We start from the raw sequence: 25,104 nt of genomic DNA on the forward strand, positions 1-25,104 counted from the left end.
TCGGCCGCGGAGGCCGGAGATCCCACACCTTGGCGAGCAGGGCGCCTCGGCCGTCAGTGCGTGATGCCGATGCGGTCGTGGACGCGGCGCAGCGCCGCCGGCGCCCACCAGTTCCACCTGCCGAGGACCGTCATCGTCGCGGGGACGAGGAGCATCCGGACGAGGGTCGCGTCGACGAGCACCGTGACCGCCAGGGCGAGGCCCACCTGCTTGATCACCATGAGCTCACCGGCGACGAAGCCGAGGAACACGAGGGTGATGATGAGCGCGGCCGAGGTGATGATCCGCCCCGAGCGCTGCAGCCCGTGCTCGACGGCGGCGTCGTTGTCGTGCCCCGTGTCCCAGTACTCCTTGATGCGGGCGAGGAGGAAGACCTCGTAGTCCATCGCCAGCCCGAAGCCGAAGGCGATGACGACGACCACGACGTAGGTCTCCAGCCCGCCGATCGGCGTGAACCCGAGGAGGCCCGAGAGGTGCCCCTCCTGGAAGACCCAGGTCGTGACCCCCAGCGCCGCGGCGAGGCCGAGCGCGTTGACGAGCACCGCCTTGACCGGGATGAGGACCGAACCCGTCATGAGGAAGAGGAGGACGGCGACGGCGAGCAGGACGAGCCCACCGGCGAGCGGCAGCCCCTCGCCGACCGCCGTGAGGAAGTCGACCTGGTTGGCGGCCTGTCCCACCACCCACGTGGGGAAGCCCGGGTCGAGCTCGCGCAGCGCGTGGACGACGTCGGTCGCCACCTCACCGCCGGCGTCGGTGGACGCGATGTCGACGCCGAGGACGACGTGCTCGCCGGACTCCGTGGGTGTCACCTCGCCCACGCCCGTGACGTCGGGCAGCGCCGCGACCTCCTGCGCCCAGGTCTGCGCGGTGGCGACGTCCGTGTCGGCGACGACGAGGACGGGCGGGGTGGTCGCTCCCGGGTAGTCCTCGCCCAGCACGGTGATGAACTCGCGCTGGTCGGAGCTGGCCGGGATGAGGTCGGTCGTCGAGTTGCGCAGCTGCAGGCCCAGTACGGGTGAGGCCAGCAGCCCGAGCACGGCGACCGTGCCGACGATGACGAGCCACGGGCGGCGGTGGACGCCGCGCGCCAGCCGCGCGAACACGCCGTCCTCCGGGGCGACGTCACCGAGGCGGCCGAGCAGCCGGTCGAGCGCGGGCACTCGGGTCAGCACGGAGGGCCGCTGCAGCCGCTCGCCGAGCAGGACGAGGAGCGCGGGCACGAGCGTGAGCGCCGTGGCGAGGGCGATGACGACGACGGACACCCCGGCCGCGCCGAGGGAGCGCAGGATGTCGGGGGACAGGAGCATGAGGGCGCTGATCGCGACCGCGATCGTCACCGCCGAGAACGTGACGGTCCGGCCCGCCGTGCGCACCGTGCGGCGCACCGCCTCCTCGACGACCGCCCGCCCGTGGGTGCGACGCCGCCGGCGCCGCAGCGGCAGGCCGGTGCTCGCGGTGGAGGCGACGAGGTCGGCGGCCTCCTCGCGGTACCGGGAGACGATGAGCAGCCCGTAGTCGATCGACAGTCCCAGCCCGAGCACCGTGACGACGTTGACGACGACGGCGTCGAGCTCGATGACCCGGGCGAAACCGAGCAGCGCTCCGAGCCCGCCGGCGATCGAGGCGACGGCGCCGACGAGCGGCATGCTCGCGGCGAGGAAGCCGCCGAAGACCACCACCATGACGAGGAGGGACAGCGGCAACGCGATGGCCTCGCCGCGGGCGAGGTCGGCCTCCACCCGGTCGGTGACGGCCGAGACGACCCGCTCGTTGCTCGAGACGATGCCGCTGGCGTCCGGCGCCACGTCGGCGAGCTCGGCGGGCACCTCCTCGAGACGGTCCTCGACGGCCGTGCGGGCAGCGCCGCCGTCGTCGAGCCCGGGCTCGAGCTCGGCGATGAGGAGGAACCCGTCGTCCGCGGCGGAGACGAGGGAGGCGACGAGCGGGTCCTGCGGCCCCTCCGGGGCGAGGAAGGGGTCGAGGACGGTGGCCACGCCGTCGAGGCTCTCGACGTCCTGGCGCACCGGGATGAGCGCCGCGGCGAGCCCCGCTGAGACCTCGGGGTCGCCGAGGTCGGTGCCCTGGACGAGCAGCGTCACCTCCTCACCGTTCTCGGGCGACGCCGCGAGGATGTCACGCCCCTCCTGGCTCTCGGCCCCGGGCACCCTCGGCTCGCCCGAGTGGAGGCTGGCGAACAGGCCGTCACCGACCGCTCCGAGGGCGAGCGCGAGGCAGGAGAGGACGAGGACGGTCCACACGGCGAGGGTGGTCCGGGGGCGACGGATGACGCCGCGGGCGAGTGCATCGAACACGGCGGTCAGTCTCTCACCGTGGAGGCCGTCACAGCGTGCCCTGGGCCCTCGTCGCGGGGCGTGCTGGTGACGTAGCGTCATGGCCGTGGCGACGACTCCCGAACACGAGACCGCGCCCCTCGGCGCGCCACGCGCCGAGGGGCACGTCCGCCGCGAGTCGATCCTGCGTGAACGGGCGCGACGGGTGGTCGCCGGCAGCGGACCGCCCACCCTGGCCCTGTCCGCACGCCGCCGGCAGTCCGACCTCGCGGCCGAGACCGAGCGCTCCGTCCTCGACCTCGTCCTGCGGGTGGGCGAGGCGATGATCGCCACGGGCGCGCCCGTGGCCGACGTCACCGCGGCCCTGCTGCGGCTGGCCGCCTCCTACGGCGTGACGAACTGCCACGTCGACATCACCTTCATCTCGATCTCCGCGTCCATCGACCGCGATGACGACCCCATCACCAAGATGCGGGTCATCAACGTCCGCACCTCCGACTACAGCCGCCTCGCCGACCTCTTCGCCATGGTCGACGCCGCGGCTGCGGGCCGCCTGTCACTCGAGCGCGCCCACACCCGCCTGGAGGACGTCCTCGACTCGCCGCACCCCTACCGGCGCTGGGTCGTCACCCTGGCCCTGGGCGTCATGGCCGCCGGTGTCGCCGGGCTGCTGGGTGGTGGGTGGCAGGTGGCCATCGTCGCCGCCGGTACGACGGCGCTCATCGACCGTGCGCTGCGTGTGCTGCGCCGCTGGGGGCTGCCCTATCTCTTCCAGCAGGCCGTGGGCGCCGGCATCGCGACCTTCGTGGCGATCGCGCTGCTGTGGGGGCAGGACACGTTCGGCTGGGACCGGGCGCTGCTGCCGCCGTCGCTCGTCGTCGCCTCGGGCATGGTCGTCCTGCTCGCCGGGATGCAGCTCGTCGGCGCCGCGGAGGACGCGATCTCCGGCTACCCGCTCACCGCGGCCGCCAAGTCCTTCGAGGTGGCGCTCTACACGGTGGGGCTCGTCGTCGGGATCGGTTTCGTGCTGGACCTCGGGCGGCGGCTCGGGGTGCCGCTGTACATCGGGGACGTCTTCGGCAACGCGCCGCCGGGTCTGGTGCAGATCGCCTGCGGCGCGGTCATCGCCGGGTCGTGGGCGGTGGCGTCCTACACGCGGGCGGCCAACATCTGGCTCATCTCGCTCGTCGGCGCGGTCGCGGCCGGCATCTACTACGCGGTCGACGCCCTGTGGCTCGGGCCGGCGGGAGCCGCCTTCTTCGCCGCGCTCCTCGTCGGACTGCTCGCCGGCGTCATCGGGGACCGCGGGCGCCTGCCGAGTCTCGTCGTGTCGGTGTGCGGGGTCACTCCGATGCTGCCGGGCCTGTCGATCTACGCCGCGATGTTCGACTTCATCGAGGGCGGTGACGTCATCGGGGGCGGACAGCTGGCGATCCGGGCGCTGTCGGTCGGCCTCGCCCTCGCGGCGGGAGTCACGCTGGGGGAGTTCCTCGCCTTCTCGCTGCGCTCGGAGATGGACCGCTGGGAGCGCCGGGCCCGCAGCCGCGCGCGCGGCGCCCGCATCTGACCACCCCACCTCCCGCCGAGAGCTGACTCACCCCCCTCCCGCCGACAGCGCACTTGTCGCCGACCGCCGACCTCCCGCCGACAGCGCACTTGTCGCCGACAGCGCACTTGTCGCCGACAGCTGAATCACGCCCGACGCACCCACCGCGCGGCGCGACGTAGGCTCCGGGCGTGGACCTCTTCGACTCCGTGGGCGCCGACGACGCCGGCACCCCCGCCGCCCGTCCGGACGCGCCGCTCGCCGTGCGGATGCGTCCCGCCTCTCTCGCCGAGGTGGTCGGCCAGGAGCACCTGCTCAAGCCGGGCGCGCCCCTCCGGCGGCTCGTCGAGCCGGGCGGTACCTCCCGTGCGTCCTCGGTCATCCTCTGGGGGCCGCCGGGTACGGGGAAGACGACGCTGGCCTACCTCGTCGCCCACGCCTCCGGGCGTCGCTTCGTCGAGCTCTCCGCCGTGACCGCCGGCGTCAAGGACGTCCGACAGGTCGTCGAGGACGCCCGGCGGCGCCTCGTGAGCACCGGCGGGGAGACGGTCCTGTTCATCGACGAGGTGCACCGCTTCTCCAAGACCCAGCAGGACGCGCTCCTGCCGTCGGTCGAGAACGGATGGGTCACCCTCGTGGCGGCGACGACGGAGAACCCGAGCTTCTCCGTCATCTCCCCGCTCCTGTCCCGCTCCCTGCTCCTCACCCTCCAGCCGCTGGAGGAGGAGGACATCCGCGCGCTGGTGGCACGGGCACTGGAGGACGAGCGCGGGCTGGGCGGGCGCTACGAGCTCGCCGACGACGCCCTGAACCACCTCGTGCGGCTGGCCGGTGCCGACGCGCGCAAGGCGCTGACCATCCTCGAGGCCGCGGCCGGCGCCGCGGACGACGCCGGGACGATCGACCTGCCGACGATGGAGCGCGCCATCGACGTCGCAGCGGTGCGCTACGACCGCGACGGCGACCAGCACTACGACGTCACGAGCGCCTTCATCAAGTCGATGCGGGGTTCGGACGTCGACGCCGCGCTCCACTACCTCGCCCGGATGATCGTCGCGGGGGAGGACCCCCGCTTCATCGCGCGGCGCATCGTCATCGCGGCTGCCGAGGAGGTCGGCATGGCCGACCCGACGGCGCTCCACACCGCCGTCTCCGCCGCGGACGCCGTCGCATTCATCGGGATGCCCGAGGGTGCGCTCGTCCTGGCCCAGGCGGTCGTCCACATCGCGACGGCGCCCAAGTCGAACGCCTCCTACCGGGCCATCGGCGAGGCCATCGCGGACGTCCGCGCCGGGAAGGCCGGGCCGGTGCCGCCGCACCTGCGCGACTCGCACTACGCGGGGGCGAAGAAGCTCGGCCACGGCACCGACTACGTCTACGCCCACGACGTCCCCCACGCCATCGCCTCCCAGCAGTATCTGCCGGACGAGCTCGTCGGACGCCGGTACTACGAGCCCCGCCCACGCGGGCTGGAGCGGGACATCACCACCCGCCTCGAGCGCATCCGCGACATCCTCGGCAACGGCTGACGTCCCGGCGCCGGTGCCCCCGTCCGGCGGGAAGTGCGCTGTCGGCGGGAAGTCCGCTGTCGGCGGCAAGTGCGCTGTCGGCGGCAAGTGCGCTGTCGGCGGGAAGTGCGCTGTCGGCGGGAAGTGAGTGGGCGGGTGCGGGTGCGGGTGCGGGTGCGGCGGAGGTCACAGGGGGGCTACGCCGACGCCGGGAGGGCGCTGGTAGGCTTGTCCGGTTGCCTTCGGGCAGCCACCTGGGGTCCCAGCCTTCGACGGTCGGCCCCGCGCGAGGGGAGTCCTCCCACTCGCGTGACGTCACAACGACAGGAAGTACACGCATGAGCAAGAACAACCAGGCACGGTCGCGCCGCCAGGTGCGCCTGTCCCGCGCCCTCGGCATCGCGCTGACCCCCAAGGCGGTCAAGCACTTCGAGAAGCGCCCCTACCCGCCCGGTGAGCACGGCCGCGCCCGTCGTCGGACCGAGTCCGACTACGCCGTCCGCCTCAAGGAGAAGCAGCGTCTGCGCGCGCAGTACGGCCTGCGCGAGGCCCAGATGACGCGCGTCTTCGAGGAGGCCCGCAAGGAGTCCGGCCTGACCGGTGAGTCGCTGGTCGAGCTGCTCGAGATGCGTCTGGACGCCCTCGTGCTCCGCGCCGGCTTCGCCCGCACGATCGCCCAGGCGCGCCAGGCCGTCGTGCACCGCCACATCCTCGTGGACGGCAAGCTCGTGGACCGCCCCTCCTTCCGCGTGAAGCCCGGCCAGGTCGTCCAGGTCAAGCCGAAGAGCCAGACCATGACGCCGTTCCAGATCGCCGCCGCCGGTGCGCACCGCGACGTCCTGCCGGACGTCCCGGGCTACCTCGACGTCGCGCTGGAGAAGCTCCGCGTCCAGCTCGTCCGTCGCCCCAAGCGCGACGAGGTCCCCGTCACCTGCGACGTGCAGCTGGTCGTCGAGTACTACTCGCGCTGACCCACCCTGCTCGACTCTGCGCCCCGGGCGCCGGCCACGCCGGTACCCGGGGCGCGGACATTTCCGGGTAGCCTTCCCCGCAGCACCCGCCCGACCAAGGAGCCAGCAGATGAACATCGGCGACATCGCCGGGATCGTGGCCGCCGTCGCGTTCCTCGCGCTCGTGGCTTTCCTCGCCGTCCCCCTCCTCAAGGTCGGCAAGGTGCTCGACGCCGCGACCGACTCGGTCCGTGAGGTCACCGCCCACGCGCTGCCGGTCGTCGACGAGGCCGCGGCCACCATCGCGGCGAGCAACGCGCAGCTGGCCAAGGTCGACGCCGTCACCACGGCCGCCACCGAGGTCTCGCAGAACGTCTCGGCCCTCACGACGCTCGTCTCCGCGACCGTCGGTGGCCCGCTCATCAAGGTGGCCGCCTTCTCCTACGCCGTGCGGCGGGCCTTCCGGCGGGGCGCCTGATGCGTCGCACCGCCGTCGTCGGCGTGACGGTCGTTGCCGTCCTCGTGCTCGCCACCCCGGCCGTCCGCCGCGGAGTCGGAGCCCGGCTCGAGTCCGCCGCCGCCGGCGTCCGGGCCCGCGTCGAGGGCTTCCGTACCGACTACGCCGCCCGCGAGGCCGAGCTGCGTGAGCGGCTGCTGCCGGACGACGCCGTCGTCGAGGCCGCGGCCCGCGCCCGCGACGACCGCCACTGACACTCCGTCCCTCCCGACCCTTCCCCCGAGGTCCCATTGCGCACCGCCGAGATCCGCTCCCGCTGGCTCGACTACTTCGCCAAGCACGACCACCACATCGCGCCGAGCGTCCCGCTCGTGTCGCCGGACCCGTCGATCCTCTTCACGATCGCCGGCATGGTGCCCTTCATCCCCTACATCGTCGGGACGCAGGAGGCGCCGTGGCCGCGTGCCGCCTCGGTCCAGAAGTGCCTGCGCACCAACGACATCGAGAACGTCGGTCGCACCACGCGCCACGGCACGTTCTTCCAGATGAACGGGAACTTCTCCTTCGGGGACTACTTCAAGGAGGGGGCGATCGGCTACGCCTGGGACCTCCTCACCAGCTCCCAGGCCGACGGCGGCTACGGGCTGGAGGGGGACCGCCTCTGGGTGACCACCTGGGACCAGGACACCGAGGCCCACGACGCGCTCAAGGCGATCGGCGTGGACGAGCGGCACATCGTGCGCCTGCCCCGCGAGGAGAACTTCTGGGACACCGGCCAGCCCGGCCCCGCCGGCCCCTGCGCGGAGTTCCACTACGACCGCGGCCCCGAGTTCGGCCCGGAGGCCGAGGGCGGCACGGTCGACCCGGGCGGTGACCGCTACCTCGAGATCTGGAACCTCGTCTTCGACCAGTTCCTCCGCGGTGAGGGCACCGGCAAGAACTACCCGCTGATCCGCGAGCTCGAGCACAAGAGCATCGACACCGGCGCCGGCCTGGAGCGCATCGCCTACCTGCTCCAGGGCAAGGCGAACATGTACGAGACCGACGAGGTCTACCCGCTCATCGCGACGACGCAGGCGCTCACCGGCCGCCGGTACGGCGCCGACGGCGAGGACGACGTGCGCATGCGCATCGTCGCGGACCACGTCCGCTCGGCGCTCATGCTCATCGGCGACGGCGTGCGCCCGGGCAACGACGGTCGTGGCTACGTGCTGCGCCGCCTCATCCGTCGCGCCGTGCGCTCGGTGCGACTGCTCGGCGTCGACGAGCCCGTGCTGCCCGAGCTGCTCCCCGTGGTCAAGGACGCGATGTCCCCGTCCTACCCCGAGCTCGAGCGGGACTTCGCGAGCATCAGCGACGTCGCCTACGGCGAGGAGGAGGCCTTCCGGCGCACGCTCGTCGCCGGCACGACGATCCTCGACACCGCCGTGAACCGCGCCAAGTCCTCCGCCGGTGACACCGGCCGCCCGCAGCTGCCCGGCACCGACGCCTTCGCGCTCCACGACACCTACGGCTTCCCGATCGACCTCACCCTCGAGATGGCCGCCGAGCAGGGCGTGGCCGTGGACGAGCAGGGTTTCCGGGACCTCATGGCCGAGCAGCGCGAGCGCGCCCGCGCCGACGCGCTGGCCAAGAAGTCCGGCCACGTGGACCCGGCCCACTACCGCGAGCTGCAGGACCGCCTCGGCGGCAGCACGATCTTCCTCGGCTACACCGACACGACGGCGGAGGCCCGGCTCGTGGGCCTGCTCGTCGACGGGCGGCCGGTGCCCGCCGCCACGGCGCCCGCCGACGTCGAGGTCGTCCTGGACCGCACCCCGTTCTACGCCGAGGCCGGCGGCCAGCTCGCCGACCAGGGCACCATCCGGCTCCAGGGCGGCGGGATCGTCACGGTCGACGACGTCCAGGCCCCGGTCAGGGGCCTCGTCGTCCACCGCGGCCGCCTCACCGAGGGCACCGTCACGCTCGACGAGACCGGTGTCGCGAGCATCGACACCGCCCGCCGCACGGCGATCGCCCGCGCCCACTCGGCCACCCACATGGTCCACAAGGCGCTGCACGAGTCGCTCGGCGAGCAGGCCACCCAGGCCGGCTCCGAGAACGCGCCCTCCCGCCTGCGCCTCGACTTCCGGCACGGTGCCCAGGTGCCCGGCGCCGTCGTCGGTGAGATCGAGGAGCGCGTCAACAGCCAGCTCGCCGAGGACCTCGAGGTCACCGACGAGGTCATGGACATCGAGGACGCCAAGGCGTCCGGCGCGATGGCGCTCTTCGGCGAGAAGTACGGCTCGCGGGTGCGCGTGGTGTCCATCGGCGGGGACTGGTCGCGCGAGCTGTGCGCCGGCACCCACGTGCCGCGCACCGGCAACATCGGCCGCGTCACCCTCCTCGGGGAGTCCTCCATCGGCTCGGGAGTGCGCCGCGTCGACGCGCTCGTCGGGGCCGGCGCCTACGGCTTCCAGGCCCGGGAGCACGCCCTCGTCGGCCAGGTCACCAGCCTGCTCGGTGGCCGTCCCGAGGAGCTGCCCGAGCGCGTGTCCTCCCTCATGAGCCGCCTCAAGGCCGCCGAGAAGGAGCTGGCCGCGGTCCGGCGCCAGCAGCTCCTCGCAGGGGCCGGCGCCCTCGCCGGTGCCGCCCAGGACATCGACGGGACCCTCGTCGTCGTGCACGACGCCGGTGAGGTCGCCGGGGGCGACGACCTGCGCACCCTGGTCCTCGACGTCCGGGGACGGCTCGGTGACGCCCGTCCCGCCGTCGTCGCCGTCGCGGGAACGAGCAACGGCCGCCCGGCCGTCGTCATCGCGACCAACGCCGCGGCACGTGAGGCGGGCCTGCGCGCCGGCCAGCTCGTCCGCGGCGCCGCCGGCCGCCTCGGTGGCGGCGGCGGAGGCAAGGACGACGTCGCGCAGGGCGGCGGCACCGACCCGGCGGCGGTCCCGGCCGCCCTCGACGGGGTCCTGGACGACGTGCGGGGCGTGGTCGCTCGATGAGTGACCAGGCACCCGCCTTCGCCCGCGGCGCCCGCATCGGCGTCGACGTCGGTGCGGTGCGGGTCGGCCTCGCGCGCAGCGACGCCGACGGTCTGCTCGCCACCCCGGTCGAGACCGTGACCGGGGACCGCCCCGCGCAGCTGCGGCGGGTCGTGGAGATCGTCCGGGAGGTGGAGGCCGCGGCCGTCGTCGTCGGCCTGCCCCGGCAGCTGTCCGGCGCCGAAGGGCATGCTGCGGCGCTGGCGCGGGAGTACGCTGTGGACCTGGCGCGAGCGTGCGACCCCGTGCCCGTCAGGCTCGTCGACGAGCGGCTGACGACCGTCAGTGCCCACCAGGCGCTGCACCGGTCGGGCCGACCGGGGCGGCGCCACCGGGCGGTGGTCGACCAGGTCGCCGCCGTCATGATCCTCCAGGCTGCCCTGGACCAGGAGCGCCGGACAGGTCAACCGGCGGGGGAGCTCGTCGACCACGGAATGGAGGCAGACGCGTGAGCGACCTCTTCGACCAGGCCCTGCTGGCCGATGAGCCCGAGCCGCGCTCGTCCGTCGAGCGACGCTCCGCACGACGTGACCGTGCCGAGCGGAAGCGGCGCCGCCGTCGGCGGACCGCCGTCGCGGTCGTGCTGAGCCTCCTGCTCGTCGCCGCTCTCGTCGTCGGGGCCTTCCTCGTCCTGCGCCCCCTCTTCGACGGCACCGACACCCCCGCGGCGGACGACTACCCCGGCCCGGGCTCGGGCAGCGTGCCCGTCGTCATCGAGGAGGGCGCCACCGGCGCCGCGATGGGCAGCACGCTCGTCGAGGCCGGTGTCGTCGCCTCGCAGCAGGCCTTCGTCGATGCCTTCAGCGCCAACCCCGACGCCGCGCAGATCCAGCCCGGCACCTACGAGCTCATGGCCGAGATGCGCGCCGAGGACGCTGTCAGCGCACTGCTCAACCCCGCGAACAAGTCCGAGCTGCGCATCACCGTGCCCGAGGGCTGGCGCGCCGAGCAGATCTTCGAGCGTGTCGCCAGCGTCGCCCAGATCCCCCTCGAGGACGTCGAGGCCGCCGCGGAGGACCGGGAGGCGATCGGCCTGCCCGAGCAGGCCGCGGAGAACCCCGAGGGCTGGTTCGCCGCCGCGACGTACACCCTGGAGCCCGACGCCGACGCCACCGCGATCCTCGCCGCCATGGTCGAGCAGACGACGAGCACCCTGGAGTCGCTCGACGTGCCCGCCGACGAGCAGCACGAGGTCCTCACCCGCGCCTCGATCATCGAGCACGAGGTCAACCGCGAGGAGGACCGCGGGAAGGTCGCGCGGGTCCTGGAGAACCGTCTGCAGAACTGCAGCGACGACGGCCTCATCGGCATGGACTCGACGATCAACTACGGCCTGGGCCGCTCCGGCGGCGTGCCCGAGCGCTCCGAGCTCGACAACGCGGACAACCCGTACAACACCCGGATCCACCCGGGGCTGCCGCCCACGCCGATCGGTGCCCCGGGCGTCGCCGCCATCGAGGCCGTGCTCGACCCGCCCGAGGGCGACTGGTGCTACTTCGTCACCGTCAACCTCGACACCGGCGAGACACGCTTCACCGGGGACTACTCCGAGCACCTGCAGAACCAGGAGCTCTTCCGCGAGTGGCTGGCGACGAACCCCACCGACGACGAGGGCTGAGCGTGAGCGGTGGTGAGCCGGGCGGCCCCGCGCTGCCCACCTACGACGTGCACCCGGCCGGCGCCCTGCCGGCCGGGGCGCGGCGGGCCGCCGTCCTCGGCACGCCGGTCGGGCACTCGCTGTCGCCCGTCCTCCACGGCGCCGCCTACGCCGCCCTGGGGCTGGAGTGGGTGTACGGGCTCGCGGAGGTCGACGCCGACGAGCTCGCCGGTGTCGTGGCCTCCCTCGACGGGGAGTGGGCGGGGCTCTCGCTCACGATGCCGCTCAAGCACGTGGCCCTCGAGGTGGCCGACGTCGTCGACCCGCTCGCCGAGGTCGTCGGCGCCGTCAACACCCTCATCGTCCAGCCCGGCCCCGGGCGGGGGCTGGTGGTCGCGGCGAACACCGACGTCCACGGTGTCGTCGCCGCCCTGCGTGAGGCGTCCGGGCGGGAGGGCTGGCGCCCGAGCAGCGCCGTCGTCCTCGGGGGAGGGGCCACCGCGGCGTCCACGCTCGCCGCGCTCGCGGAGCTGGGTGTCACCGCCTCCCTCGTCCTCGTCCGCAACCCGGCCCGGGCCGGTGCGCTGCAGCGCGCGGCCCACCGGATGGGCGTCCACGTCACGGTGCGCCGCTGGTCCACGGTGGAGCAGGCCGCCGACGCCGTGACGTCCGCGGACGTCACCGTCTCCACCCTGCCCGCGCGCGCGGGCGACGAGCTGGGTGACCACCTCGCCTCGGTGGGCGGCACGACCGGGCGTGTCCTCCTCGACGTCGCCTACGACCCGTGGCCCAGCCGCCTCGCCGCGGGCTTCACCGGCGGGGGCGGCACCGTCGCGCCGGGCTGGGCGATGCTCCTCCACCAGGCCGCGGAGCAGGTGCGCCTCATGACGGGGCGTCCGGCCCCCCTCGAGGCGATGCGGGCGGCGCTCTCCGACGCCCTCGCCCGCCGTGGCGGCTGAGCCGGCCGCCACCGCACGTTGGTGGCAGGCCCCGGGCGTGCTGGCCGGGGCCTGCGCCGTCGCCGTCGCGCTCACCCTGCTCGTCCACGGCTGGCGGGCCGACCTGCCCGCTGCTCTGCTCCTCGCCGTCGCCGGTGTGCTTCTGGCCACCGAGGACCTCGCCAGCCACCGGCTGCCCAACGCCGTCCTCGCGCCCACGGCCGTCGCCCTGGCGCTGCTCCTCGTCGTCGCCTCCCTCGCCACCGGGGAGTGGGACGCACTGCTGCGCGCCGTCCTCGCCGCCGTGGCGAGCGGCGTCGGCTACCTCCTCCTCGCCCTTTTGCGGCCGGCCGGCCTGGGCATGGGGGACGTCAAGCTCGGGGCGCTGCTCGGCGCCTGGCTGGGGTGGCTGGGCTGGGGGGCCGCCGTGCTCGGGGTGCTGGCCGGCTTCGTCCTCGGCGGCGTGGCCGGGCTGGTCCTCCTCCTCGCCGGGCGCGCGACACGGACGACGGCGATCGCCTTCGGCCCGTGGATGCTCCTCGGTGCCGCCGTGGCCGGCGGCGTCACCGTCCGCCTGGGACCCGTGCTCGGGATGTGAGCGCGCCGTCTGCCGGACGCCTGCCGGGCGTGTCGGTGGGGCGTGGCAGGATGCCAGACATGCGTTGGTTGACAGCAGGGGAGTCCCACGGCGAGGCGCTCGTCGGTGTGGTCGAGGGCGTGCCGGCGGGTGTCGCACTGGGCACCGAGGAGCTGCGCACGGTGCTCGCGCGGCGTCGGCTCGGCTACGGCCGCGGGGCCCGGATGAAGTTCGAGCAGGACGAGGTCCGGCTCCTGGGCGGGGTGCGTCACGGCCGCACGATGGGTGGGCCGGTCGCCATCGAGATCGGCAACTCCGAGTGGCCCAAGTGGCAGACCGTGATGTCGGCCGACCCCGTGGACCCCAGCCTCCTCGAGGTGGACGCCGGCACCGGGGACCAGCGCGAGATCGCCCGCAACCGGCCCCTCACGCGGCCGCGGCCGGGCCACGCCGACCTCGTCGGCATGACGAAGTACGCCCTGGACGACGCCCGGCCGGTCCTCGAGCGTGCCAGCGCCCGCGAGACCGCCACGCGCGTGGCTCTCGGGGCCGTCGCCTCGGCGGTCCTCGAGCAGATAGCCGGCGTGCGGCTCGTCTCCCACGTCGTCGCCGTCGGTCCCGTCGACGTGCCCGACGACGCCCCCGCTCCCGGTCCCGACGACGTCGCCGCGCTCGACGCCGACCCCATCCGCTGCTTCGACCCCGCCACCTCGGCCGCGATGGTCGAGGAGATCGACGCCTGCCGCAAGGACGGCGACACTCTCGGCGGCGTCGTCGAGGTCCTCGCCTACGGTCTGCCGCCCGGCCTGGGCTCCTTCGTCCACGGCGACCGCAAGCTCGACTCGCGTCTCGCGGGGGCCGTCATGGGCATCCAGGCGATCAAGGGCGTCGAGGTCGGGGACGGCTTCCGCACCGCCCGCCGCCGCGGCTCCCTCGCCCACGACGAGATCGTCCGCGAGGCCGACGGTGTGCACCGCACCACCAACCGCGCCGGCGGCGTCGAGGGCGGGATGAGCAACGGCGAGGTGCTGCGCGTGCGCGCCGCGCTCAAGCCCATCTCCACCGTGCCCCGCGCCCTGCGGACCATCGACGTGTCCACGGGCGAGGCCGCCACGGCCATCCACCAGCGCTCGGACGTCTGCGCGGTGGCCCCGGCCGCCGTCGTCGCCGAGGCGATGGTGGCACTCGTCCTCGCCGAGGCGCTGCTGGAGAAGACCGGCGGCGACTCCGTGGCCGAGTGCTCGCGCAACCTCGCGGCCTACCTCGAGTCGATCCCGGAGGGCATGCGATGAGCGGGCCCGCCTCCCGTGCCCGTGTCGTCCTCGTGGGCCCGCCCGGTGCGGGCAAGTCCACGGTCGGCCAGGTTCTCGCGCGGCTGCTCGCCGTCGAGCTCCTCGACACCGACGACGCCGTCGAGCGCCGTGAGGGCCGCACCATCAGCGACATCTTCATCGAGGACGGCGAGCCGCACTTCCGCGCGCTCGAGCACGCCGAGGTGCTGCGGGCGCTGGCCGAGCACGACGGCGTCGTGGCGCTGGGCGGGGGAGCGGTCGAGCACCCCGACACCCGTGAGGCCCTGCTCACCGTGCCTGTCGTCTACCTCGAGGTCTCCATGGCCAAGGCGCTGCCGCGTGTCGGTCTGTCCGGCGCGCGCCCGCTGCTCGTCGAGAGCCCCCGCGCCCGGTGGAAGGCCCTCATGGACTCTCGCCGTCCGCTGTACCAGGAGGTCGCCGGCCTCGTCGTCGACACCGACACCGAGCCCGTCGAGCGGCTCGCCACCCTCGTCGCCGAGGCGCTCGAGCGCGGCGACCTGCGCCCGCGGAGCGAGGCGTGATCGAGGCGCGCGTGCCGGTCCGGGCCGAGCACGAGTACGAGGTCGTCATCGGCCGCGGCCTGGACCGTGAGGTCGCCGCCGCCGTGGGCGGTGAGCCGCGGCGTGTGCTCCTCGTCCACCAGGCCCCGCTCGCCGAGCGGGCGGGGCGCCTGGGCGCCGCCCTCGAGGCCGCGGGACACGAGGTGCACCCCGCGCTCGTGCCGGACGGTGAGCAGGCCAAGACGGCCGCCGTCCTCACCGAGCTGTGGTCGCGTCTGGGCCGGGCCGCCTTCACCCGTCAGGACCTCGTCGTGGGGCTGGGCGGGGGAGCGGCCACGGACCTCGCCGGCTTCGTCGCGGCCTCCTGGCTGCGCGGGGTCGCCGTCGTCCACGTGCCCACGACCCTCCTCGGCATGGTCGACGCCGCCGTCGGCGGCAAGGCCGCGATCAACACCCCCGAGGGCAAGAACCTCGTCGGTGCCTTCCACTCCCCGCGTGCCGTCGTCTGCGACCTCGACACCCTCGCCACCCTCCCGCCCGAGGACCACGCCGCCGGGCTGGCGGAGGTCGTCAAGGCCGGGTTCATCGCCGACCCCCGCATCCTCGAGCTCGTCGAGGCGGACTCCGGTGCCGCCGCGCGTGACGCGGGCTCCGACGTGCTGGCCGAGCTCGTCCGCCGGGCGGTGCAGGTCAAGGCGGAGGTCGTCTCGGAGGACCTCCGGGAGGCCGGGCGGCGAGAGTTCCTCAACTACGGGCACACGCTGGCCCACGCCATCGAGCTGAGCGAGGACTTCCGCTGGCGCCACGGGGACGCCGTGGCCGTCGGCATGGTCTTCGCCGCCGAGCTCGGCCGGGCCGCCGGACGGCTGCCCGACGCCGACGTCGCTCGGCACCGGGACGTGCTGCGCTCCCTCGGCCTGCCCACCGGCTACCGCCAGGACCGTTGGCCCGAGCTCCTCGAGGCCATGGGTCGCGACAAGAAGACCCGCGGTGCCACCCTGCGTCTCGTCGTCCTCGACGGCATCGGCCGACCCGGGCGCCTCGAGGGCCCAGACCCCGCCCTGCTCGAGGCCGCCTACGCCACGCTCGCCCAATGAAAGGCTGAACCCTTGATCTGGTCGCATCAAGCATCTAGCCTTGTGTCATGTTCGTCATGACGGCCGACCAGAAGGCCAGCCGCAGCCGCGGGGACGCCGTGCCCGGGCTTCTCCACGCCGTCTCCGAGTGGTGTGGGCGCCAGTCGGCCGACCCCTTCGTCCTGCCGCTCGAGCGGACCGTGGGCGACGAGGTGCAGGGCGTGCTCGCCGACCCGCACGCCGTCGTCGGCCTCGTTCTGCTGCTCCAGCGGCTGGGCGGGTGGAGCGTGGGCGTCGGCGCCGGTCCGGTCGTCGAGCCGCTGGCCGAGTCCGCGCCCGCCAGCGCCGGGGAGGCCTTCATCCTCGCCCGCGCCGCCGTCGAGCGGGCCAGGGGGCGCTCCGTGAGCGTGCCGCTCGCCGTCGACGGCGTGGCCACGGGCGCCGCGGAGGAGGCCGAGGCCCTGCTCCAGCTGCTCGCGGCCGTCGTGCGCCGCCGCAGCGACGCCGGCTGGGAGGTTGTCGACCTCCTCGCCGAGGGCGGCACCCAGCGCGCGGCCGCGGAGCGTCTGGGGATCAGTGCCCAGGCGGTGAGCCAGCGCCTGGACGCCGCCCTGTGGCAGGAGGAGGTGCGGCTGCACCCGCTCGCCGCCCGGCTGCTCACTGCCGCCGAGGGGGTGGCCGCGTGAGCTGGGCCGGTGCCGGAGTCGTCGTCGCGGCGCTCGTCGTCTCCGTCCTCCTCGGACGGGTGGTGACGGGTCTGGTCCTGCGCCGCGTGCAGTCCAGCCCGCCCGCGAACGGGGTGCTGCGGGGCGGCACCTGGATCGGGATGCTCGAGCGTGCGGCGATCACCGGCGCCGTCCTCGCCGGCTTCCCCGAGGGCGTCGCCGTCGTCCTCGCGGTCAAGGGCCTGGGCCGCTACCCGGAGCTGCGCGAGAGCCACCCCGACAAGGTGAGCCCCGCCGCCGAGCGCTTCATCATCGGCACGCTCATCTCCTACACCTGGGCCGGGGCGTGCGCCGTGCTGGGTCTGTGGGGGCTCGACGAGTTAGGCTGACTGCCGCTCTCTCGAAAGGAAGACCTCAGTGGCCACCACGAACGACCTCAAGAACGGCATGGTGCTCGTCATCGACGGGAACCTCTGGTCCGTCGTCGAGTTCCAGCACGTCAAGCCCGGCAAGGGCCCCGCCTTCGTGCGCACCAAGATCAAGAACGTGCTCTCCGGCAAGACGATCGACAGGACCTTCAACGCCGGCGTCAAGGTCGAGACCGCCACGGTCGACCGCCGCGACATGCAGTACCTGTACCAGGACGGCGCGGACTACGTGTTCATGGACACCTCCACCTACGACCAGATCCTCGTCGGTGCCGATGTCGTGGGGACCGCCGCCAACTTCCTCCTCGAGGGCCAGATCGCCACCGTCGCCACGCACGAGGGCCGGGTCCTGTACATCGACCTGCCCGCCTCCGTGGTCCTCGAGATCACCTACACCGAGCCGGGCCTCCAGGGAGACCGCTCCTCCGCGGGCACCAAGCCCGCCACCGTCGAGACCGGCTACGAGATCCAGGTGCCGCTCTTCCTCGAGCAGGGGACCAAGGTCAAGGTCGACACGCGCTCCGGGGACTACCTCGGCCGCGTGAACGACTGACATGGCGGCACGCACCAAGGCGCGTACGCGCGCCGTCGACGTCCTCTACGAGGCCGACCAGCGCGCGCTGGCCGGGTGGGAGGTCGAGCTGCGCGAGCTGCTGGCCCAGCGCCTGCAGCACACGGCGGCGCAGACGGCACTGCCGCAGTACGCGGTCGAGATCGTCGAGGGTGTGGCCGACCACGCCACCGAGATCGACGAGCTCATCACCACCTACGCCCAGGACTGGACCCTGCCGCGGATGCCCGCGGTCGACCGGGCCATCCTGCGCCTGGGCGTCTGGGAAGTGATGTTCAACGACGACGTACCGGGCGCCGTCGCGGTCGACGAGGCGGTGGCCCTGGCCACCAAGCTCTCGACCGACGAGTCGCCCCGCTTCGTCAACGGCCTTCTCGGCCGCATCCTCCAGCTGGAGGCCGGCGGCCGCTGAGCCGTCACCGGAGCCGGGTCCCCGAGGGGCCCGGCTGCTGCCGTCCCCGCCGGCGGTCAGCGTGCCGGTCGCACGAGGCGGACGTTGCGGGCGTACGGGCGGAACCCCACCGCCTCGTAGGTGGCGCGGGGGGCAGGGTCGGCGGCACCGTCGCGGGCGCACACCCGGGCGTGGGTGGCCCCGAGCTCGACCGCGGCGCCGAGCACGGCGAGGACGCAGGCACGCGCGAGCCCCCGGCGGCGGAACCGCGGGTCGGTGCCCACCGGCTCGAGGGCGAGCACGCCGCTGCGCGGGTCGAGCCAGCCGAGCGCGGCGGCGGCCGGCGTGCCGTCGGGCGCGACGACGAACCGGTCGAGGGCAGGGCGGTAGGACGGGTGCGCCATGACCGCCCGGTAGGTGGCTGTGGCGGGCTCGGGGGTGGCGAACGCGGCTCGGTGGAGCCCGGTCCGGGCGTCCGCGTCCTGCGCTCCGACCACCGAGCGCAGGACGTAGCCGGGAGGCAGGGGCGCCGGCGGTGACGCCGCAGCCAGGCGGCGCCGCAGGTGGAGGAAGCTCGGCGCGTCGACGTCCGGGGAGTAGCCCCGGGACAGCAGGACCTCGCGCAGGAGGCTCTCGCGCTCGAGCACGGTGACCGCGAGGTCGTGGCCGGCCGCACCGTCCTCGAACCAGTCGAGCACGGCGGGGGTGAGCCCGTCGTGAGCGGTGTCGACCTGGAGGTCGAGGCGTCCCGGAACCGTCGACCGCGCCCACGCGAGGGTCCGGCCACCGGCGCGCCAGCTCGCCGTGCGCCAGCTCGCGACCCCGGGCCCGGCGGCGCGCCAGAGCCAGGCCAGCTCTCCCGGGTGCCACCGGCTCGACCAGCTCCACAGGCGGCCGGCGAGATCCTCCGCGGCAGCGGCGTCCGCCCCCTCGACCATCTCGACCCTCACGTCCACCTCCGTGCCCGACGTCTTCCCACGCGGCCGTGTCTGTGCACAGAATGCTGCTCCGGGCGGTGTCGGGTACATCGTCCAGCATGCAAGACAGCGCGCGTGTCGGGGGCCGATGAGTTCACCATCGAGTCACCGGGGAGTAAAGTTCCCGCTCGCTGGGTCAACGGCGCCCCACTTCTGGTCAAGTCAGTCACGGAACAAGGGGAATGCACCATGGGCCCGATCCACGGAACCACGCCGCAGCCGGGGGCGCCGCCGCGCCAGGGTCTCTACGACCCCTCGTACGAGCACGACGCCTGTGGCGTCGCCTTCGTCGCCACGCTGCGGGGCACTCCGGGCCGCGACATCGTCGACGCCGCTCTCACCGCCCTGGCGAACCTCGACCACCGCGGAGCCGTCGGCGCCGAGCAGGACACCGGCGACGGTGCCGGCATCCTCCTCCAGGTCCCCGACGCCTTCCTCCGCGAGGAGCTCCCCTTCGAGCTGCCCGACACCGGACGCTACGCCGTCGGCATGGCCTTCCTCCCGGGCGGCAACAGCGCGTCCACCGAGCGGGCCGCTGCCGTCGCCACGATCGAGCGGATCGCGGCGGAGGAGGGGCTGCGCGTCCTCGGCTGGCGTGAGGTGCCCGTCGTCGAGCACCTCGTCGGGCAGATGGCCCGGTCGACGATGCCCGCCTTCCGCCACCTCGTCGTCACGGACGCCGACGGGGAGCGTTCCGGCGTCGCCCTCGACCGCCTCGCCTACCGTCTGCGCAAGCGCGCGGAGCACGAGCTCGGCGTCTACTTCGCCTCGCTGTCCTCCCGCACGCTCGTCTACAAGGGCATGCTCACGACCGAGCAGCTGGCGGAGTTCTTCCCGGACCTGCGCGACGCGCGCCTGGTCAGCACCCTCGCGCTCGTCCACTCCCGCTTCTCGACGAACACCTTCCCGTCGTGGCCGCTGGCCCAGCCCTTCCGGATGGTCGCCCACAACGGCGAGATCAACACCGTGCGCGGCAACCGGAACTGGATGGGCGCGCGTGAGGGCGTGGCCTCGAGCGAGCTGCTCGGCGACCTCGAGCCCCTCCTGCCCGTCTGCCCGCCCGGAGCGAGCGACTCCGCCTCCTTCGACGAGGTCCTCGAGCTCCTCCACCTCGGTGGCCGGTCGCTGCCGCACGCGGTGCTCATGATGATCCCGGAGGCGTGGCAGAACCACGCCGAGATGGACGAGGCCCGCCGCGCGTTCTACGAGTACCACGCGACGATCATGGAGCCGTGGGACGGTCCCGCGGCGATGACCTTCACCGACGGCAGCCTCATCGGTGCCGTCCTGGACCGCAACGGACTGCGCCCCGCGCGCTACGTCGTCACCGAGGACGGTCTGGTGGTGCTCGCCTCGGAGTCCGGTGTCCTGGAGATCGACCCCGCCACCGTCGTGCGCAAGGGCCGCCTCGAGCCGGGACGGATGTTCCTCGTCGACACCGCCGCGGGCGAGGTCGTCGACGACGAGGCCCTCAAGGACGAGCTCGCGGCCGCCGCCCCGTACGCGGACTGGCTGGCCGAGCACACGCTCCACCTCGCCGACCTTCCCGACCGCGAGCACGTGCTGCACTCCCGGTCCTCGGTCACGCGGCGTCAGCAGGTGTTCGGCTACAGCGAGGAGGAGCTGCGCATCCTGCTCGCGCCGATGGCGCTCACCGGCGCGGAGGCGCTCGGCTCGATGGGCACCGACACGCCCCTCGCCGTGCTCTCCACCCGGCCCCGGATGCTCTTCGACTACTTCGCCCAGCAGTTCGCCCAGGTGACGAACCCGCCGCTGGACTCCATCCGCGAGGAGCTCGTCACGTCCCTCGGCGGGGCGATCGGCCCCGAGCCGAACCTCCTCGCCGAGGACCCCGAGCACGCCCGCAAGCTCGTCCTGCCCTTCCCGACGATCGACAACGACCAGCTCGCCAAGGTCGTCAACGTCGGCAGCGCACGCGCCGGCAAGGGCCTGCGCTCCGTCGTCGTCTCCGGGCTCTACCCGGTCGCGGGCGGGGGAGCGGCGCTCGAGCAGCGGCTGGAGGAGATCTTCGCGGAGGTCGACGCGGCGATCGAGGACGGTGCCAGCTTCATCGTCCTGTCCGACCGTCACTCGACGGCGGCCCTCGCCCCGATCCCCTCGCTCCTCCTCACGGCGGCGGTGCACCACCACACGCTGCGCCGGCGCACCCGCACCAAGGTCAGCCTGCTCGTCGAGGCGGGGGACGTGCGCGAGGTCCACCACGTGGCGCTCCTTGTCGGCTACGGCGCTGCCGCGGTCAACCCCTACCTCGCCATGGAGAGCGCCGAGGAGCTCGTCCACACGGGCGTCGTCACCGGGCTGAGCCCCGAGCAGGCGGTCTCCAACGTCATCCGCGCCCTCGGCAAGGGCGTGCTCAAGGTGATGAGCAAGATGGGGATCTCGACCGTCTCGTCCTACCGCGGTGCGCAGGTCTTCGAGTCGCTGGGCCTGTCCCGCGAGCTCGTCGCCCGCTACTTCACCGGCACCCCCGCCCCGCTCGACGGCGTCGACCTGGACGTCCTCGCGGCCGAGGTGGCAGCCCGGCACGCGACCGCCTACCCGCCGTCGGGCATCTCGCCCGCACACCGCAGCCTGCGCAGCGGCGGGGAGTACCAGTGGCGGCGGGACGGCGAGCCGCACCTCTTCGACCCGGAGACGGTCTTCCGCCTCCAGCACGCGACCCGCTCCCGCCGGATGGACGTGTTCCGCGACTACACCCGCCGGGTGGACGAGCAGTCCGAGCGCCTCATGACCCTGCGCGGCCTGTTCCGGCTGCGCGAGCGCGCCCCCGTCCCGGTGGACGAGGTCGAGTCGGTCAGCGAGATCGTCAAGCGCTTCTCCACCGGCGCGATGTCCTACGGCTCGATCTCCGCCGAGGCGCACGAGACCCTCGCGATCGCGATGAACTCCCTCGGCGCGAAGTCGAACAGCGGTGAGGGCGGGGAGGACGCCGACCGGCTCCACGACCCGCGGCGCCGCTCGGCGATCAAGCAGGTCGCCTCTGGCCGGTTCGGCGTGACCGCGGACTACCTCACGAGCGCGGACGACATCCAGATCAAGGTCGCCCAGGGCGCCAAGCCCGGGGAGGGCGGACAGCTGCCCGGCACCAAGGTCTACCCGTGGGTCGCCGACACCCGCCACTCCACCCCGGGCGTCGGGCTCATCTCCCCGCCGCCGCACCACGACATCTACTCCATCGAGGACCTCGCCCAGCTCATCCACGACCTCAAGAACGCCAACCCCGAGGCGCGGGTGCACGTCAAGCTCGTGAGCGAGGTCGGCATCGGCACGGTCGCGGCCGGTGTCGCCAAGGCGCACGCCGACGTCGTCCTCGTCTCCGGCCACGACGGCGGGACGGGCGCGAGCCCGCTCACCTCGCTCAAGCACGCGGGCGGACCGTGGGAGCTCGGGCTGGCCGAGACGCAGCAGACGCTCATCGTCAACGGCCTGCGCGACCGGATCGTCGTGCAGACCGACGGGCAGCTCAAGACCGGGCGTGACGTCGTCATCGCGGCGCTGCTCGGTGCGGAGGAGTACGGCTTCGCGACGGCGCCGCTCGTCGTCGCCGGCTGCATCATGATGCGCGTGTGCCACCTGGACACCTGCCCGGTCGGCATCGCGACGCAGAACCCCGAGCTGCGCGAGCGCTTCACCGGCAAGGCCGAGCACATCGTCGCCTTCTTCGAGTTCATCGCCCAGGAGGTGCGCGAGCTGCTCGCCTCGCTCGGCCTGCGCTCGCTCGACGAGGCGGTGGGCCGGGCCGACCTGCTCGACACCGGCGAGGCCGTCGGCCACTGGAAGACGGCGGGCCTGGACCTCTCCCCGATCCTCGCGGACATCGACCCGGCGCCCGGCTCCGCCCGCCGCCGCATCCGCGAGCAGGACCACGGCCTGGAGAAGAGCCTGGACGTCACGCTCATCGAGCAGGCGCGTCCCGCGCTCGACGACGGCACCGCGGTGCAGCTCGAGCTCCCGGTCCGCAACGTCAACCGCACCGTCGGCACGCGTCTGGGCCACGAGGTCGTCAAGCGCCACGGCGCGGCGGGCCTGCCCGACGGCACGATCGACATCACCCTGCGCGGGACCGCCGGCCAGTCCTTCGGCACGCTCCTGCCGCCGGGGATCACGCTGCGCCTGCTCGGCGACGCGAACGACTACGTCGGCAAGTCGCTGTGCGGAGGGCGCGTCGTCGTGCGGCCGGAGGAGGAGTCGCGGCTCGTCGCCGCGGACAACACCATCGCCGGCAACGTCATCGGCTACGGCGCGACGTCGGGGGAGCTGTTCCTCTCCGGACGGGTCGGTGAGCGCTTCTGCGTGCGCAACTCCGGCGCGACCGCCGTCGTCGAGGGGGTGGGCGACCACGCCCTCGAGTACATGACCGGCGGCACCGTGCTCATCGCCGGGCCCACCGGCCGCAACCTCGGCGCGGGCATGTCGGGCGGCACCGCCTACGTCCTCGACCTCGACCGCGGGCGCGTCAACGCCCCCGCCGTGGCCGACGGCGAGCTCCTCCTCGTCGACCTCGACGCCGAGGACCGCTCCATCGTCCTCGACCTGCTCCGTCGCCACCACGAGCACACCGGCTCCACCGTGGCCGCCGAGCTCCTTGCCGACGCCGACGCCGCGTGCGCCCGCTTCGTCAAGGTCCTGCCCCGCCGCTTCGCGGCCGTCTCCGCCGCCCTCGCCGACGCCGCCCAGGAGGGTCTGGACGCCGGTTCCCCGGACGTGTGGAGCACCATCCTGGAGGTGTCCAATGGCTGACCCCCGCGGTTTTCTCACCTACCGGGAGCGGGAGCTGCCTGCCCGCCGCCCGGTCCCGGTCCGCATCCTCGACTTCCGCGAGGTCTACGAGCGGCGGCAGGAGGACGCGCCGGCGCTCACCCGCCAGGCCACGCGCTGCATGGACTGCGGCGTGCCGTTCTGCCACGCCGGCTGCCCGCTGGGCAACCTCATCCCCGAGTGGAACGAGCTCACCCGCCGCGAGGACTGGGAGGCGGCGATCGGCCGTCTCCACGCGACGAACAACTTCCCGGAGTGGACCGGCCGTCTGTGCCCGGCGCCCTGTGAGAGCGCGTGCGTCCTGGGGATCAACCAGCCCCCGGTGACGATCAAGAACATCGAGCAGTCCATCGCGGACAACGCCTGGGACCAGGGACTGGTGACCCCCCAGGTGCCGGACCGGCAGACCGGTCGCACGGTCGCCGTCATCGGCAGCGGCCCCGCGGGCCTGGCCGCGGCCCAGCAGCTCACGCGGGCGGGCCACACCGTCGCCGTCCTCGAGCGCGACGACCGCATCGGCGGGCTGCTCACCTACGGCATCCCCGACTTCAAGATGGAGAAGGTCCAGGTCGAGCGCCGGGTCGCGCAGATGGAGGCGGAGGGCACGATCTTCCGCCCCGGTGTCGATGTCGGTACCGACGTCACCGGCGAGCAGCTGCGCGAGCGGTACGACGCCGTCGTCCTCGCGCTCGGCTCCACGGTCCCGCGCGAGGTCCCGGTCCCCGGCCGCGACCTCGACGGCGTCCACGTCGCGATGGACTACCTCGTCCAGTCGAACCGGGTCGTCGCCGGCGACGACGTCCCGGACCAGGCGACGGCGGCCGGCAAGGACGTCGTCATCATCGGTGGCGGCGACACCGGCTCCGACTGCTTCGGCACCGCCCGTCGTCAGGGCGCCCGGTCGGTCACGCAGATCGACATCAACGTCCGCCGCGGCGACGAGCGAGCACCGGGGGAGCCGTGGCCGATGGACCCGCGGGTCTTCACGGTCTCCACCTCCCACGAGGAGGGCGGGGAGCGGGTCTTCGGCTCCGCCACGCTCGAGTTCGTCTCCGACGGCAGCGCCGGCCCCGGGAAGGTGACCCACGTCCGGATGGTCGAGGTCGTCCGGCACGCCGACCGCTCGACGACGCCCGTGGAGGGCACCGAGCGGCTCATCCCCGCCCAGCTCGTCCTCATCGCCATCGGCTTCGAGGGCGTGCCCCGCGGCGGGCTCGCCGACCAGCTCGGAGTCGCCGTCGACGAGCGTGGGCGTGTCGTCCACGACGAGATGTTCGCCACGTCCGTGCCGGGAGTGTTCGTCGCCGGTGACGCCGGCCGCGGGCAGTCGCTCATCGTCTGGGCGATCGCGGAAGGCCGGTCCTGCGCGGCAGCGGTGGACCGTTACCTCGACGGCGGCAGCGAGCTGCCCGTCCCGGTGACGGCGTCGAGCGCCCCGCTCGGGGCCGGGATCGCGAGCCTGGGCGCATAGCCGAGCGGGAGGGACGTTCGCCGGGCGAACGTCCCTCTCG

General features: G+C 73.8%; 21 protein-coding genes. 19 read left to right on the forward strand and 2 right to left on the reverse strand.

The genetic code is table 11. From position 1 onward, the window contains the following. Window positions 1–53: 53 nt before the first annotated feature. The gene (locus DSZ44_RS02820; RefSeq protein ID WP_258369173.1) at window positions 54–2,315 is read right to left on the reverse strand and encodes an MMPL family transporter; all 2,262 of its coding nucleotides are present in this window, start codon (window positions 2,313–2,315) and stop codon (window positions 54–56) included. Window positions 2,316–2,400: 85 nt separating this feature from the next. Here DSZ44_RS02820 and DSZ44_RS02825 point away from each other — a divergent pair, with 85 nt between their 5' ends. The 17 genes from DSZ44_RS02825 (at window position 2,401) to nusB (ending at window position 17,858) form a co-directional block, all read left to right on the forward strand. After that, window positions 2,401–3,861 (forward strand): threonine/serine exporter family protein, encoded by a 1,461-nt coding sequence (locus DSZ44_RS02825; RefSeq protein ID WP_181424511.1) that lies wholly within the window; start codon window positions 2,401–2,403, stop codon window positions 3,859–3,861. A 170-nt stretch (window positions 3,862–4,031) separates the two neighbouring features. Beyond that, a complete protein-coding gene (locus DSZ44_RS02830; protein ID WP_110851038.1) occupies window positions 4,032–5,369 on the forward strand; it encodes a replication-associated recombination protein A in 1,338 nt (445 codons plus the stop codon). A 317-nt stretch (window positions 5,370–5,686) separates the two neighbouring features. Then, window positions 5,687–6,319, forward strand: a complete 633-nt coding sequence (rpsD, locus tag DSZ44_RS02840) for a 30S ribosomal protein S4 (protein ID WP_110851040.1) — start codon at window positions 5,687–5,689, stop codon at window positions 6,317–6,319. 109 nt (window positions 6,320–6,428) lie between these two features. Continuing rightward, a complete protein-coding gene (locus DSZ44_RS02845) occupies window positions 6,429–6,776 on the forward strand; it encodes a DUF948 domain-containing protein (RefSeq protein ID WP_110851041.1) in 348 nt (115 codons plus the stop codon). Then, the gene (locus DSZ44_RS02850) at window positions 6,776–7,009 is read left to right on the forward strand and encodes a hypothetical protein (protein WP_110851042.1); all 234 of its coding nucleotides are present in this window, start codon (window positions 6,776–6,778) and stop codon (window positions 7,007–7,009) included. Before DSZ44_RS02845 ends, DSZ44_RS02850 begins: the two co-directional genes overlap by 1 nt. A 36-nt stretch (window positions 7,010–7,045) precedes the next feature. Next, the gene (alaS, locus tag DSZ44_RS02855; RefSeq protein ID WP_110851043.1) at window positions 7,046–9,742 is read left to right on the forward strand and encodes an alanine--tRNA ligase; all 2,697 of its coding nucleotides are present in this window, start codon (window positions 7,046–7,048) and stop codon (window positions 9,740–9,742) included. Then, window positions 9,739–10,233, forward strand: coding sequence for a Holliday junction resolvase RuvX (gene ruvX, locus DSZ44_RS02860; RefSeq protein WP_110851044.1), 495 nt, complete (start codon window positions 9,739–9,741; stop codon window positions 10,231–10,233). The genes alaS and ruvX overlap by 4 nt, the downstream gene beginning before the upstream one ends. Beyond that, window positions 10,230–11,399 carry an endolytic transglycosylase MltG gene (gene mltG / locus DSZ44_RS02865; RefSeq protein ID WP_110851045.1) on the forward strand — a complete coding sequence of 390 codons (1,170 nt, stop codon included), beginning with the start codon at window positions 10,230–10,232 and terminating at the stop codon, window positions 11,397–11,399. The genes ruvX and mltG overlap by 4 nt, the downstream gene beginning before the upstream one ends. Window positions 11,400–11,401: 2 nt before the next feature. Next, complete coding sequence (locus tag DSZ44_RS02870) at window positions 11,402–12,337, forward strand: shikimate dehydrogenase (protein WP_309146697.1); 936 nt, start codon at window positions 11,402–11,404, stop codon at window positions 12,335–12,337. Next, window positions 12,327–12,914, forward strand: a complete 588-nt coding sequence (locus DSZ44_RS02875; protein ID WP_110851046.1) for a prepilin peptidase — start codon at window positions 12,327–12,329, stop codon at window positions 12,912–12,914. The genes DSZ44_RS02870 and DSZ44_RS02875 overlap by 11 nt, the downstream gene beginning before the upstream one ends. 59 nt (window positions 12,915–12,973) lie before the next feature. After that, the gene (gene aroC, locus DSZ44_RS02880; RefSeq protein WP_110851047.1) at window positions 12,974–14,185 is read left to right on the forward strand and encodes a chorismate synthase; all 1,212 of its coding nucleotides are present in this window, start codon (window positions 12,974–12,976) and stop codon (window positions 14,183–14,185) included. Beyond that, window positions 14,182–14,727, forward strand: coding sequence for a shikimate kinase (locus DSZ44_RS02885; RefSeq protein WP_110851048.1), 546 nt, complete (start codon window positions 14,182–14,184; stop codon window positions 14,725–14,727). The genes aroC and DSZ44_RS02885 overlap by 4 nt, the downstream gene beginning before the upstream one ends. After that, window positions 14,724–15,803, forward strand: coding sequence for a 3-dehydroquinate synthase (aroB, locus tag DSZ44_RS02890; protein ID WP_110851049.1), 1,080 nt, complete (start codon window positions 14,724–14,726; stop codon window positions 15,801–15,803). Before DSZ44_RS02885 ends, aroB begins: the two co-directional genes overlap by 4 nt. Before the next feature lie 47 nt (window positions 15,804–15,850). Further along, a complete protein-coding gene (locus DSZ44_RS02895; protein WP_110851050.1) occupies window positions 15,851–16,468 on the forward strand; it encodes a hypothetical protein in 618 nt (205 codons plus the stop codon). Next, entirely contained in the window at window positions 16,465–16,836 is a 372-nt protein-coding gene (locus DSZ44_RS02900; RefSeq protein ID WP_110851051.1) for a hypothetical protein, read from the forward strand. Before DSZ44_RS02895 ends, DSZ44_RS02900 begins: the two co-directional genes overlap by 4 nt. Window positions 16,837–16,864: 28 nt before the next feature. Beyond that, window positions 16,865–17,428: an elongation factor P gene (gene efp, locus DSZ44_RS02905; RefSeq protein WP_110851052.1), complete on the forward strand. Its 564-nt coding sequence runs from the start codon at window positions 16,865–16,867 to the stop codon at window positions 17,426–17,428. Between the two features lies 1 nt (window position 17,429). Next, window positions 17,430–17,858: a transcription antitermination factor NusB gene (gene nusB / locus DSZ44_RS02910; RefSeq protein ID WP_110851053.1), complete on the forward strand. Its 429-nt coding sequence runs from the start codon at window positions 17,430–17,432 to the stop codon at window positions 17,856–17,858. A gap of 56 nt (window positions 17,859–17,914) precedes the next feature. Here the strand turns inward: nusB and DSZ44_RS02915 are convergent, their stop codons facing one another. After that, window positions 17,915–18,787, reverse strand: coding sequence for a GNAT family N-acetyltransferase (locus DSZ44_RS02915; protein ID WP_181424513.1), 873 nt, complete (start codon window positions 18,785–18,787; stop codon window positions 17,915–17,917). A 216-nt stretch (window positions 18,788–19,003) separates the two neighbouring features. Here DSZ44_RS02915 and gltB point away from each other — a divergent pair, with 216 nt between their 5' ends. Both gltB and DSZ44_RS02925 read left to right on the forward strand, forming a co-directional pair. Continuing rightward, a complete protein-coding gene (gene gltB, locus DSZ44_RS02920) occupies window positions 19,004–23,575 on the forward strand; it encodes a glutamate synthase large subunit (RefSeq protein WP_110851055.1) in 4,572 nt (1,523 codons plus the stop codon). Further along, window positions 23,568–25,064, forward strand: a complete 1,497-nt coding sequence (locus tag DSZ44_RS02925) for a glutamate synthase subunit beta (RefSeq protein WP_110851056.1) — start codon at window positions 23,568–23,570, stop codon at window positions 25,062–25,064. The genes gltB and DSZ44_RS02925 overlap by 8 nt, the downstream gene beginning before the upstream one ends. The last annotated feature ends 40 nt before the right edge of the window (window positions 25,065–25,104 follow it).

It is taken from the genome of Georgenia satyanarayanai (genome assembly GCF_900116375.1).
Classification (GTDB): domain Bacteria; phylum Actinomycetota; class Actinomycetes; order Actinomycetales; family Actinomycetaceae; genus Oceanitalea; species Oceanitalea nanhaiensis.